The sequence below is a fragment of the Kocuria sp. UBA5001 genome, assembly GCF_002398425.1.
Taxonomy (GTDB): Bacteria; Actinomycetota; Actinomycetes; order Actinomycetales; family Micrococcaceae; genus Kocuria; species Kocuria salsicia.
Genome location: NZ_DGYR01000010.1, coordinates 13138 through 25891, shown reverse-complemented (window position 1 = coordinate 25891; position 12754 = coordinate 13138). Strand labels below are relative to the sequence as shown.

Sequence of the window (12754 nt, the reverse complement as noted above, 5' to 3'; positions counted from 1 at the left end):
AGCGCATGCGCCGCGCAGCCGGAACCAGCACCGACTGGGCCTTTGAGCGGGGTGGCCCGCAACGCCCCGTTGCACGACGTGGACCCTGCGGACGTCGTGGCGGCAAGAAATGCTCCCGAGGCCTACCCGGCGAGCGCCCCCACCCGTGGTGACACCAGCGCATCGGTTCGGGTGCCAACAACCCCGTCCGACGCCAGTGAGTACCAGCAGGGTGCCGTGGGGTTGTCCTTCGAGTCCACCGACCTGGCCGACCAGCGCCTGGGCAGCGATTCCGACGACCTCGTGTCGATCTTTCGCGCGCTGAACGGACCTACGCTTCGGTCCGGTGGCAACTCCACCGACCGCAGAATGTTCTTCACCTCTGACGACGAACCTGCCCCCACGGACTGGAAACTCACTGAGGGGGAGAGGATCACCCGGGTGACGCCGTCCGATCTGCAACGGGTCGCCGGATTTGCCGATGCTACGGGTGCTTCGGTCATCGTGAGCGTGGACCTCGCGCACGACGACCCCGACCGCGCCGCGGACTTCGCCGAGCACGCGCACGAGGCCTTCGGGGACCAGCTCATCGGTGTGATGGTGGGCAACGAACCCAACGGATTCCACGATGAAGACGCCCCTGGGTTGAGCGTCAAGGGACCGGGGTGGAACACCCTGCAGTACACGCGCCAGCTCACGGCCTACTCGACGGCCATCCACGAGCGCGTGCCAGGTCTGCGAATCGTGGCACCAGGCGCGTATTCAGCCGACTGGTGGGACGCGGCGGCGGCATCGCGCGCCGCAAATCCGCTCGCCCTCGCGGTGCACCAGTACCCGTTGTCCGAGTGCGGGACGGACAACGTGCAGCAGAGACCCACCGTGGCCAACGCGGTGGGCTCCGTCACGCGGGAACGCGTGGACTCTTTCGTCCAGCGGGCCGCTGTCGACGCCGCGTCCCACGACGCCCCGCTGTGGATCACGGAGACCTCCGCCTCCGCGTGCGTGGGCAGCAACGCGATCACGGAGACTCTGGCAAGTGCGGTCTTCCAAGCCGAGTACTCGGTGCGGGCACTGTCCCGGGGAGCGGAGAGGATCGCCGTCCACTCATCGCTCGCTCCGTGCCATGGAGGCGCGCCGATGTCCCCCTTGTGCGCCAACGGAACAATCGACCACCCAGGAGAACGCTTCGCGCTTCGAGCCAACGGTCTGGCCCTGGCCCTCGTCGCCAGCATTCCGAGCGGAAGGGTGCATCCGGCCACAACGGGAACTTCGGACCTGACCGGGTACGCGGTGGAGCACGACGACGGTTCCACGACCCTCGTCCTCTCCGACTTCCGCGATCCCGGCACAGCCGGCACCCGGACCACCACCGTGACCATGCCCGACGGGGTCGCGAGGGTCACGGAGGCCCAGCTGAGCGCCGCCGAGTGGACGAGCGAGTACCCCGTGGACACCGTCCTTGACCACGCGGGGCAGTCCACCGGCGCGACCGCCAGCCCTGCAAGCACGTCGCACGGCGCAGACTATCCTGCGGACCCCGCCATCGGGCTCAGCGTCGAAGAAGCCGTGCGCCCCGTGGCATCGGGCTCGGTCGCCGTGGACGGCTACGGTCTGCCCATCGCCCCCGCGGCTAGCAGACCTGCCGTGGCGGGAGTCGACGCCGGCGAACGCACGTTTTCGCTCGCCCTCCCTGCGGGAACGACTTCCGTTCTGACCATTACTCCATCCGACCGATCGACCGGACCGAGCGGCACCGGGGTTCCCTCCGAGCCGACCGGTACGCCGTCTGGCACGATGCACCCCAGCGGTTCAAGAACCTCAACACGCAACGGAGGACAGTGAATGAACACGTCGCACGCCCACGGAGAGTACAAGGTCCCCGGCGGGAAGCTGGTGGTCGCGGACTTCGAGGTCCAGGACGGGCGCCTCGCACGGGTGTCCATCAACGGGGACTTCTTCCTGGAACCGGACGAGGCCCTCGCGGACATCAATGCCGCGCTGACCGGTCTGCCGGAGGACACCGCGCCCCAGGATATGGTGCAGCGCATCGAAGCGGGGCTGCCGCCGTCTGCGGTGCTGTTCGGTTTCGACGCCCGCGCGGTGGTGATTGCCGTGCGGCGTGCGCTGGCACGGGCCACGAGCTGGACGGACCACGAGTGGGAGGTGATCCCCGCGCTGGTGCGCCCCACCCTGGAGAACCTGGCACTGGACGAGGTGCTCGCCCGCGAGGTGGGTGCGGGGCGGCGCAACCCCACGCTGCGATTCTGGGACTGGGACGAGCCGGCCGTGGTGATCGGCTCGTTCCAGTCGGTGGCCAACGAGGTGGACCCGGAGGCCGCGAAACGCCACGGAGTGCAGGTGGTGCGCAGGGTCTCCGGCGGCGGGGCCATGTTCATGGAGGCCGGCAACTGCATCACCTACTCCCTCTACCTCCCGCAGACCCTGGTGGATGGGCTGAGCTTCGCTGACTCCTACCCGTTCCTGGACGCGTGGGTGATGCAGGCTTTCAAGGACATGGGGGTGGAGGCGTTCTACGTGCCCCTGAACGACATCGCCACCCCGCAGGGCAAGATCGGCGGGGCGGCCCAGAAGCGCTTCGCCAACGGAGGGATGGTCCACCACGTGACCATGAGCTACGACATCGACGCCGAGAAGATGACGGACGTGCTGCGCGTGGGCAAGGAGAAGCTCTCCGACAAGGGCATCCGCTCCGCGAAGAAGCGTGTGGACCCGCTGCGCCGTCAGACGGGCATGGCGCGCGAGGACGTGATCGCCGCTCTCTCGCGCACCTTCACCGATCGCTACGCGGCGAGGATTGGTAAGGTCTCAGACAGCGAGCTCGCCGCGGCCAGGGAGTTGATCGAGCACAAGTTCGGCACCGAGGAGTGGATTCACCGGGTGCCGTAATAGTATGTGCAAACGCAATCACCACTGCGTCCGCTCCACCTGGCCTCGGAATGCCGCCCGCATCCCGAAGCCAGGGATCGGGTGAGCGTCGCGTGATGATGACCCCCCAGCCCCGGAGAGCCACGTGTCCCAGCCCCAGTACGAGTCAGACGCCCACGAGCCCCGCCCGGTGAGGAAGAAGCACACCGGGCGCAACATCATCCTGGTCCTGCTGTCCCTGGTGGTGGTCCTGGCCGTGGCCGCGGGCCTGTTCATGTGGAACCTGGGCCGCAACTTCGACAACGGGGCGGCCAGCCTGGACAACGCGTTCCCGGACGAGTCCTCCCGACCCGCCAAGGGCTCCGCGGAGGACAGCGGAACCACCGTGCTGCTGCTCGGCTCGGACAAGCGCCCCGAGGGCGTGGACAAGGACGTCACCGGCTCCCGGGCGGACTCGATCATGCTGCTGCACATCCCGGAGGACGGCGGGCAGATGTACGTCATGTCCATCATGCGCGACACGTGGGTGGACATCCCCGGCGTGGGCGAGTCCAAGATCAACGCGGCACTGGACCAGGGCGGGATGCCCCTGATGGTCCAGACACTGGAGGAGAACTTCGACACCCGCATCGACGAGGTAGCCATGGTGGACTTCGCCGGGTTTGAGGGCCTCACCGACGCCCTCGGCGGGGTGACTGTCAACGTGCCCGAGACGTTCACCGCCCAGGGCGGGCAGCACTTCGAGGCCGGCCCCCAGGAGATGAACGGCGAGCAGGCGCTTGCGTTCGTGCGGGAGCGCTACGCGTTCTCCGACGGCGACTACCAGCGCGTGCGCAACCAGCGGGCCTACCTGCAGGCCATGATGAACAAGCTGCTGAGCACGGGCACCGTCTCCAACCCCGTGAAGCTCAACGAGGTGGTCAAGCAGATCTCCCCGTACCTGACCGTGAGCGACGGGTTGACCTCCACGTGGATCGCCCAGCGCGCGCCCCAACTGGTGGGTCTGAGTAGCAGCGACATCCACATGTTCACCGTGCCCAACAAGGGCGTGGGAACATCCGCGGACGGCCAGTCGATCATCGTCGCCGACGAGGACGCCATGAAGGCGATCGGCAAGGCCATCTCGAACGGCACCCTGGACAGCTACGTCCAGTCGCTGGACCAGCAGGGCCAGTGACCTCCGGCGCCCGGGCGGGACGTTCCGCCCGGGCGCCGTTGCAGGTGCGGGACCCGGCGCTGTCCGTCCCCGCAACGCAGACCCCTGCCGACGGCCCCGCCCTCCCCACGAGGCCGTCACACCGGCACTTTCCCCCACCGCCCGGCAGCTCCTTCCCCTCCCCGCCGGCTCGTGACCGTGACGCGAGAGAGACATGACCCCCACCTCACCCCCCACAGGCACCGAGGCCGCAAGTTCCCAGCCGCCCCTTCGACTGCTGCTGCTCGCCAGCTCGTACTGGCCCGAGCACTCACCGCCGCAGCGCCGGTGGTACTCCCTGGTGAGCCATCTGCGCGAGCGCGCCTGGAGCGTGTCCGTGGTGTGCCCGGTGGCCCACTACGGTCCGGGTCCGGACTACTCCGAGACCACGCGGGGCCGTGCGTGGCGGCGTCAGACCGGATTCCTGGGGGAGCAGATCCACCGTGTTCCGTTCCTGTTCGTGGGTGACCACCGGACGGGCAAGCTGCTGGACCAGCTCGTGAGCGCGGCGGCCTCGGCGGTGCGGGGGTGCCTCACGGGGCGGCAGGACGTGGTGGTGGTGACGGCCCCGTCCTTGCCGCTGCTCGCCTCCGCCCTGGTGGTGGCGCGGGTCAAGGGCGTCCCCCTCGTGGTGGAGATGCGCGATGCGTGGCCGAACCTGGCCGAGGACGCCTCCGTGGTCCGCGGGGGATCGCGCTCGCTCGTGAACAGGGCGGTGGTCTCCGTGCAGAACAGGGCCGACCTCGTGGTCACGGTCACCCAGGGCTTCGCCCGGACCTTGCGCGAGCGCGGTGTGCGCAACTTGGTCACGGTGCGCAACGGGATCCTGCTGGAGCGCACCCCGCAGCTTCCCCCACCACCGGTCGAGCGGGACGTGCTGCGCGTGCTCTACCTGGGCAACCACGGGGAGTCCCAGTCCCTGGACCGGCTGGTACGTGCCGCCCACCTCGCCGGGGACGCGGTGGAACTCACCCTCGTGGGCCAGGGCAGCCAGAAGCCCGCACTGAAGGAGCTCGCCCGTGCGCTCGGTGTGAACGTGCGGTTCCTGCCACCGGAGTACCGCGAGCTGGTCTTCGCCCGCTACCAGGCCACCGACTCGATCGTGATCTGTCTGCGCGACGACTGGAAGTCCTTCGAGGACACGATCCCCTCCAAGACCTACGAGGTGCTCGCCGTGGGGCGCCACATCACTGCCGTGGTGCGTGGAGAGGCCGCCCACGTGCTCGCGGAGGCGGGGGAGGGAGACATCGTGGGCTCCGACCCCAAGGAGATCGCGGCACTGTGGCTTGCGCTCGCGGCGGACCGGTCCCGTCTGCTGACCCACGGCTCCGGGCGGGAGTGGGTGCGTCACAACGCGGACTACGCAGACCTCGCCGTGCACTACGACCAGCACCTGCGGGACACGGTGCGCGAGCACACACGTGCGTGCGGTGCGGGGTTGCTTCCGCGCGCCGCACGGCTGGCGCGCTCGCTCCGCTGCTCGCTGCGAGCTCCGTCCCCCGCCTCAGCGTGGACGGGACGGGCAGGCGCATCCCCGTCAGCCGGTCCCCGTGGAACGGGGCAGCCCGTGGCCGGGTTCCACCCTGCCTCGGAGCGCACGGCGGGAGGGGTCGGCGCGTGAGCCTCGAGCGCACCGGGAGGTGCCTGGAGCTCGCGGCCAACGCGTGGCTCACGACGGGCACCGTGGCCCGTCACGTCACCGACGACCCGGTGGTGTTCTGGTTGCAGGTATCCCGCCGTCTGCCCCGCCGGTGGGTCACCCCCGCGGCACGGTGCCTGCGCCACGCCCCGGGGGCCACGCCGCGGGCCACCGCGCTGCACCTGCTGGGCCACGACGACGCCGCACGCACCGTCCTCGCCGAGGAGTCGTCGGGCGCGCGGGGGACCCGGCGCGGTGCGGAGGTGGCCCTCGCCCTGGGGGACACAGACCTCGCTGCACGGCTGCTCGACTCCGTGCCGGAGGGAACCCCGGGGACTGCGGCAACCCGCGCCCGACTGGCCTGGCACCGCGGCGAGGTGGACCACGCCGTCGCACTGCTGGACGCGGCCCGCTCACGGGGGACCGCTACCCGCGGCGAGCGCTCCCTGCACTGCCGGCTCGCCGCGGAACGCGACCTGCTCGGCGACTTCCTACCGCGCCTCGACCCCGTCACCGGCTACACCCCGCGCGAGCGGACCGTGCTCTACGCGGTGACCAACTCGCTGCCCCACACCGCGAGCGGCTACGCGCAGCGCTCCCACTCGTACCTCACCGCTCTGCAGGAGGAGGGATGGCACGTGCACGCGGTGACCCGCCCCGGCTACCCCGTGCAGGTGGGCAAGATCCTCGCCCGCCACACCGACGTGGTGGACGGCATCCCGTACCACCGCATCCTCCCCGCTGGACTCGCCAGCACCGCCACGGGACGCGTCCAGCAGCACGCGGACGCCCTGTTCGCACTCGCCCTCGAGCTGCGCCCCGCCGTGCTGCACACCACCAGCCACTACGTCAACGCGCTCGCTGTGGCCGCCGTGGCGCGGACGCTCGGCATCCCGTGGGTCTACGAGGTCCGCGGCCTGCTCGCGGACACCTGGGCCGCCACCCGCGGCGAACAGGCCGTGTCCTCCCCGTACTACGAGCGCTTCCAGCGCCGGGAGGCCTGGGCAGCCACGTCCGCCGACCGCACGGTGACACTCGGCACCGCCATGGCCGGACGCCTCATCGACCTCGCCGCCGATTACGCCACGGACGACGCCGTCGACACCCCCCGCGGGCGCGGAACCGCCGCGCACGGCGTTTCCGGGGCGCCCCTGCGCGTGGACCTCGCTCCCAACGCCGTGGGCGGCGCCCTCCTGGACGCCCCGAGCCGCGACACCGCCCGCGTCACGCTCGGGCTGCCCGCCGACCGCTTCCTCGTGGGCACCGTGACCTCTGTGGTCGACTACGAGGGCATCGACGACCTCCTCGGCGCCGCAGCCCTGCTCCGATCCCGCATCCCCCAGCTCCGAGTGCTCGTCGTGGGAGACGGCGTGGCCCGACCCGCCCTCGAGCACCTCGCCCAGGACCTCGGCATCGAGGACATCGTCACCTTCACCGGCCGAGTACCCCGCGAGCACGCCGCCACATGGACGGCCGCCCTCGACACCTTCGTCATCCCCCGCAAGGACCGCTCCGTCACCCGGGCCGTGACCCCCCTGAAACCCGTCGAGGCCATGGCCGCGGCAACCCCCGTGATCGCCAGCGACCTGCCCGCCCTGCGCGAGACCGTCCGCGACGGCGAGACCGGACTGCTCACACCCCCCGAGGACCCGCGTGCGCTCGCAGAGACCATCGAGCGACTCGCCCGGGATCCCGGGGAGGCCACAGACCTCGCCCTGACCGCACGTGCGTGGGTCCGCGAGCACCGCACGTGGGCCGCAATCGCCCAGCAGGCCTCCACGCGGTACTGTGAATTGACTGAAAACATCCCCACGACGGCCCACGAACCGCAGGAGATCGACGCATGAGCACCACTGCCGACCAGGTCCCTGGCCCGGGCACGGCCGGGGGTCCCGGTGCGGGGGACGGGTCCACCGGGGCCGCTCCGGCCACCCGCGTGGAGCACTTCGACCCTGCTGCGATGACCGCGGTGGGCGCCCGGCCGCCCCTGCGCGAGTACGTCCGCGAGCTGTGGGGCTCGCGGCACTTCATTGCCTACGACGCCCGCGTGCGGCTCGCGGTGAGCCAGGACCACACTTTTCTGGGCAAGGCGTGGATCGTGCTGAACCCGGTGCTGCTGGGGCTCACGTTCTACGTGATCTTCGGGCTGCTGCTGCACACGGGCCGGGGCATCGAGAACTTCGTGGCGTTCATCGTGCTCGGGCTGACCATGTTCATGTACAGTTCCCGTTCGGTCGTGGCCGTCTCGCGCTCCATGGCGTCTGGGAAGGCCCTCGTGCGCGGGTTCATGTTCCCCCGTGCGGCCCTGACACTGTCCATCGTGATGCGTGACGCCCTCACCCAGGCGTACGCCCTCGGGTCGATCCTCGTGTTCCTGCTGATCGTGCCGCCGCTGGAGCCCATCTCCTGGACGTGGCTGCTGCTGATCCCCGTGTTCGCGCTGCAGACCGTCTTCAACTGGGGCTTCGGCATGCTGCTGGCCCCGGCGGTGCACAAGATCCCGGACCTCGCGAACATGCTCTCGTTCCTGATGCGGCTGTGGATGTACTCCTCCGGGATCTTCTACGACCCGTCCCGGTTCGTGAGCGACGAGCGGATCCTGGCCCTGTTCCACTTCAACCCGCTCTACCAGGTGCTCGCGATGAGCCGGGATCTCGTGCTTCGTGCGCAGCTGCCCGCGTGGTCCTCGTGGGGCGTGCTGAGCTGCGCCTCCCTGCTCGTGTTCGTCGTCGGCTTCCTGGCGTTCTGGCGCAACGAGGAGAGCTATGCGGACGAACGGTGAGGACGGCCCGGTGGAGGACTTCAGGGACGACGGGGCACTGGGCTCGCTCTTCGGCGCGGACGGAGACCTCTCCTTCCTCGACGAGGAGGAGCGGGGTGCGGCAACGGGACCCGCCGTGGTGATCGACCACGTGAGCATGGTCTACAACGTGACCTCCACGGGCGGGGGAGACGAGGTGGCCGTCCCAGCACCCGTGCGCTGGGCTCGCAAGGCCCTGGGGCGCCCGCCTGTGGTGCGCAACCGGGCCGTCAACGACCTCACGCTCGCCGTGCACCAGGGCGAGTTCGTCGGCTTCATCGGACGCAACGGGTCCGGGAAGTCCACCCTGATGAACATCGTGGCCGGTCAGATGAACCCCACCTCCGGCCGCGTCTACGCGGTGGACACCCCCGTGAAGCTCGGCGTCAACGTCTCGCTGGTTCCCGCGCTGTCCGGGGAGAAGAACATTCGCCTGGGCTGCCTGGCCCAGGGGATGGATCCGCGTCACGTGCAGGAAATCCTCCCGGAGCTGGTGGAGATCGCTGCCCTGGGCAACGCCATCCACTGGCCCATGAAGGCGTACTCTTCCGGCATGGCCGCCCGGCTGCGCTTCGCGGTGGCCACGGCGACGGACCCGCACATCCTGATCCTGGACGAGGCGCTGTCCACCGGGGACGCCCAGTTCCGCGAGCGCGGGCAGGCCCGCATGGCCCAGATCCGGGAGCAGGCCGGCTGCGTGCTGTTCGTGTCCCACACGATGGCCGAGGTGCGCGAGATGTGCACACGGGTGGTGTGGCTGGACCAGGGGGACCTGCTGATGGACGGGGACCCGGACAACGTCACACGAGAGTACGAGGCGTTCATGAAGCAGCTCGCGGCCGGGAACAACCACGCAGCAGAACGGGAGAAGCAGCGTCTGATGTCCCAGGTGGTACGCACCGAGTTGCGTGAGGTGCACGCATGAGCTCCCGGGGCAGCGGCAGCGACCTGCGCACGCAGCTGTGGCACCTGCGCCACGGTGGGTTCGCGCAGTGGCGGACCCACCGGCGGCGGGCGAACCTGCCCCAGGGGCCCTCCGCGAGCGCCGTCGTCACCGGCACGGGAGCCGGACAGGGTGACCGGCACGGGGCCCAGGAGGCGCCGCGGGAGGTCTCCTTTGCCCCGCAGGCATGGCCTGAGCGTTCGCCCGTGCGCGCGGACGTCACCGCCGCCGTGGTCCTTGACGACTTCTCGCTGCGCGCGTTCCAGTACGAGTGGAACCAGGTGGAGCTGACCCGCGGGAACTGGCGCGCCGAACTGGCCGCCCAGCCCGTGGACCTGCTGTTCGTGGAGTCCGCGTGGCACGGCAACCACGACGAGTGGCAGTACCAGTTCACGGGGTCCTCCGGCGTGAAGGAACCCGTGCGCGAGCTTGTGGGCCACTGCCGTGCGCAGGGGATCCCCACCGTGTTCTGGAACAAGGAGGACCCGCCGCACTACGAGGACTTCCTGGAGTGCGCGCGCCTGTTCGACGTTGTGTTCACCACCGACGTCAACAAGGTCCCCGACTACCACAGGGACCTCGGCCACGAGCGCGTGGGCGTGCTGCCCTTCGCAGCCCAGCCGGCTGTCCACAACCCCGCGCGGCCCCGCACGGGCTTCCACGTCCGGGACGTCGCCTTCGGCGGCATGTACTTCGCCCACAAGTTCCCCGAGCGGCGCGAGCAGATGGACCTGCTGCTCGGTGGCGCCCACGACGTCTCGCCAACGCTCGAGACCGGACTGGAGATCTTCTCCCGCTATCTCGGACACGACGGGCGCTACCAGTTTCCCGCGCCCCTGGACCGCCACGTCGTCGGTACCCTGGGCTACGACCAGATGCTCACCGCCTACCGCGCGTACAAGGTCTTCCTCAATGTGAACTCCGTGGTGGACTCGCCGTCCATGTGCGCTCGGCGGATTTTCGAGATCACCGCGTGCGGCACCGCGGTGGTGTCCACCCCGTCCGAAGCCGTGCGACGGTACTTCACGCAGGACCAGCTCTCCGTGGTTGCAGACCGTGAGCACGCCGCTCACGTGATCCGCGCCCTCGTGCGCAGCCCGGAGCTCGCGGACCGGATGGTGCACCGCGCCCAGCGCGAGATCTGGGCCAAGCACACCTACACGCACCGCGTGGAGACGGTGCTCGAGGGCGCGGCCCCGCAGCTCGCGGTCGCCCGAGTGCGCCCCACCGTGACCGCGCTGCTGTGCACCAACCGGCCCGACCGCGTGGCCACCGCCCTGGCGGGGATCGCTGCGCAGCGGGATGTGACGCTGGACGTCGTCCTCGTGGCCCACGGTTTCGCGCCCTCGACGACGGCCGTGGCCGACGCCGTTCACGACTCAGGCCTGCGGGTCACCACCGTGGCCGCGGACGCCTCGCTGACCCTGGGGGAGTGCCTCAACCTGGCCGTGGAACACGCCACCGGGGACGTGCTCTCCAAGATGGACGACGACGACTTCTACGCCCCGCGCTACCTCGCCGACCTGCTGGACGCCCTGTCCTTCGCGAATGCGGACGTGGTGGGCAAGCAGGCGCACTACATGCACGTGCAGTCCCAGGACGCCACGCTGCTGCGCTTTCCGCGCCGCGAGCACCGGTACACGGACTTCGTCATGGGCCCCACCATCACCGGTCGACGCGAGGTCTTCCGCCAGATCCCGTTCCAACGGCGCAGCACGGGGGAGGACACCTCCTTCCTCGCGGCGGTGCGCGAGGCCGGCTACACGATCTACTCCGCGGACCGCTTCAACTTCGTGCAGTTCCGCGGCGCGCACAGTCACACGTGGCAGGTGTCCGACGCCGCAGCGCTGGCTACAGGCGACGTCGTACTTTTCGGGGACAATAAAAAGCACGTGACGATATGATTTTTCGAATTCCCGTTGTCTCGAACGAGAACCACGCGTGCGCCCGCACGGGGCTGCGCGCCGACCAGATGAGGTGTGTCAATGAGTGAACCGCTGGAAGTCGTCTTCGTGGGGCTGGGCTACATCGGCCTGCCCACCGCCGTGGTGATGGCGAACCACGGGGTGCGGGTCCACGGTGTGGACGTCAACGCCTCGGCGGTCGAGCGGATCCAGCGCGGTGAGGTCACCATCGTGGAGCCCGGTCTGGAGGAGCAGCTGAAGCAGGCCGTGGACAGCGGTCGACTCACGGCCACCACCGAGATGCAGCACGGTGACGCGTTCGTGATCGCCGTGCCCACTCCCTTCAAGGAGAATTACGAGGGGGACCTGACCTACATCATGTCCGCCGCGGAGTCGATCGCCCCGCAGCTGCGCGGTGACGAGACCGTGATCCTGGAATCGACCTCCCCGCCGCGCACCACCGAGAAGCTTGCGGCCAAGATCATGGAGCTGCGCCCGGACCTCTCCCAGGACGGTGCGGACGGCAAGCCGATCGTGCACTTCGCCTACTGCCCCGAGCGCATCCTGCCCGGCAAGGCACTCGAGGAGCTGATCACCAACGACCGCATCATCGGCGGCCGCACCCCCGAGGCCGCCCGCCGTGCCCGCGAGGTCTACGCGTCCTTCTGCGAGGGCGCGCTGCTCGAGACAGACGATGTCACGGCGGAGATGTCCAAGCTCACGGAGAACAGCTTCCGTGACGTGAACATCGCGTTCGCCAACGAGCTCTCCCTGATCGCGGACAACCTGGGGATCGACGTGTGGGAGCTCATCGAGCTGGCCAACCACCACCCGCGCGTGAACATCTTGCAGCCGGGCCCCGGCGTGGGCGGGCACTGCATCGCGGTGGACCCGTGGTTCATCGTGGCCGCGGACCGGGAGAACTCACGCCTGATCCGCACCGCCCGCGAGGTCAACGACGGGAAGCCGAAGTGGGTCATCTCCAAGGTGGAGGAAGCCTGCTCCCACGTGGAGTCCCCGGTGATCGCAGCCCTGGGCCTCGCGTTCAAGGCCAACATCGACGACCTGCGTGAATCCCCGGCCATGAACATCACCAAGGACCTGGCCGAGCACGTGAGCCACGCGACGGTCCTGGCCGTGGAGCCGAATGTCTCCGAGCTGCCGAAGGGTCTGCAAGGCCTGGCGAATGTGGAGTTCGCGGACTACCAGGACGCCATCGAGCGCGCGGACGTGGTCCTGCTGCTCGTGGACCACGACGAGTTCAAGACCCTGCCGGCCACCGCGCTCAAGGGCAAGGCCGTGGTGGACACGAAAGGTCTGTGGCGCTGAGCGGCAGCGTAACGTCGTAGCCCCCGATATGACACGCGCAAGGTCACGCAGAACAGCACAGCGCCAGCACTACTCGTAC

9 protein-coding genes are annotated in these 12754 nt (G+C 69.5%); all 9 read left to right on the top strand.

Features of this window, described 5'->3' with window-relative positions; translation table 11 throughout:
- The first annotated feature begins 42 nt into the window (after positions 1 to 42).
- The 9 genes from B3G12_RS06425 (at position 43) to wecC (ending at position 12675) form a co-directional block, all read left to right on the top strand.
- The gene (locus tag B3G12_RS06425; protein WP_290499748.1) at positions 43 to 1821 is read left to right on the top strand and encodes a hypothetical protein; all 1779 of its coding nucleotides are present in this window, start codon (positions 43 to 45) and stop codon (positions 1819 to 1821) included.
- Positions 1822 to 2886 (top strand): lipoyl protein ligase domain-containing protein, encoded by a 1065-nt coding sequence (locus tag B3G12_RS06420; protein WP_145012255.1) that lies wholly within the window; start codon positions 1822 to 1824, stop codon positions 2884 to 2886.
- 124 nt (positions 2887 to 3010) lie between these two features.
- Positions 3011 to 4042 carry an LCP family protein gene (locus tag B3G12_RS06415; RefSeq protein ID WP_290499747.1) on the top strand — a complete coding sequence of 344 codons (1032 nt, stop codon included), beginning with the start codon at positions 3011 to 3013 and terminating at the stop codon, positions 4040 to 4042.
- 193 nt (positions 4043 to 4235) lie between these two features.
- A complete protein-coding gene (locus B3G12_RS06410; RefSeq protein WP_290499745.1) occupies positions 4236 to 5681 on the top strand; it encodes a glycosyltransferase family 4 protein in 1446 nt (481 codons plus the stop codon).
- On the top strand, positions 5678 to 7546 hold the full coding sequence (locus B3G12_RS06405) for a glycosyltransferase family 4 protein (protein ID WP_290499744.1): 1869 nt from the start codon (positions 5678 to 5680) through the stop codon (positions 7544 to 7546). The genes B3G12_RS06410 and B3G12_RS06405 overlap by 4 nt, the downstream gene beginning before the upstream one ends.
- Positions 7543 to 8481: an ABC transporter permease gene (locus B3G12_RS06400; RefSeq protein ID WP_244944920.1), complete on the top strand. Its 939-nt coding sequence runs from the start codon at positions 7543 to 7545 to the stop codon at positions 8479 to 8481. Before B3G12_RS06405 ends, B3G12_RS06400 begins: the two co-directional genes overlap by 4 nt.
- Positions 8465 to 9424 (top strand): ABC transporter ATP-binding protein, encoded by a 960-nt coding sequence (locus B3G12_RS06395; protein WP_290499741.1) that lies wholly within the window; start codon positions 8465 to 8467, stop codon positions 9422 to 9424. The genes B3G12_RS06400 and B3G12_RS06395 overlap by 17 nt, the downstream gene beginning before the upstream one ends.
- Positions 9421 to 11346 carry a glycosyltransferase family protein gene (locus B3G12_RS06390; protein ID WP_290499739.1) on the top strand — a complete coding sequence of 642 codons (1926 nt, stop codon included), beginning with the start codon at positions 9421 to 9423 and terminating at the stop codon, positions 11344 to 11346. Before B3G12_RS06395 ends, B3G12_RS06390 begins: the two co-directional genes overlap by 4 nt.
- A gap of 81 nt (positions 11347 to 11427) precedes the next feature.
- On the top strand, positions 11428 to 12675 hold the full coding sequence (gene wecC / locus B3G12_RS06385) for a UDP-N-acetyl-D-mannosamine dehydrogenase (RefSeq protein WP_290499738.1): 1248 nt from the start codon (positions 11428 to 11430) through the stop codon (positions 12673 to 12675).
- Positions 12676 to 12754 lie beyond the last annotated feature (79 nt).

Bases quoted from the DNA above. Each gene is read 5' to 3' on its own strand.
- B3G12_RS06420 (WP_145012255.1), top strand. From the start codon at position 1,822: ATGAACACGTCGCACGCCCACGGAGAGTACAAGGTCCCCGGCGGGAAG.
- B3G12_RS06410 (WP_290499745.1), top strand. From the start codon at position 4,236: ATGACCCCCACCTCACCCCCCACAGGCACCGAGGCCGCAAGTTCCCAG.
- B3G12_RS06400 (WP_244944920.1), top strand. From the start codon at position 7,543: ATGAGCACCACTGCCGACCAGGTCCCTGGCCCGGGCACGGCCGGGGGT.
- B3G12_RS06395 (WP_290499741.1), top strand. From the start codon at position 8,465: ATGCGGACGAACGGTGAGGACGGCCCGGTGGAGGACTTCAGGGACGAC.
- B3G12_RS06390 (WP_290499739.1), top strand. From the start codon at position 9,421: ATGAGCTCCCGGGGCAGCGGCAGCGACCTGCGCACGCAGCTGTGGCAC.
- wecC (WP_290499738.1), top strand. From the start codon at position 11,428: ATGAGTGAACCGCTGGAAGTCGTCTTCGTGGGGCTGGGCTACATCGGC.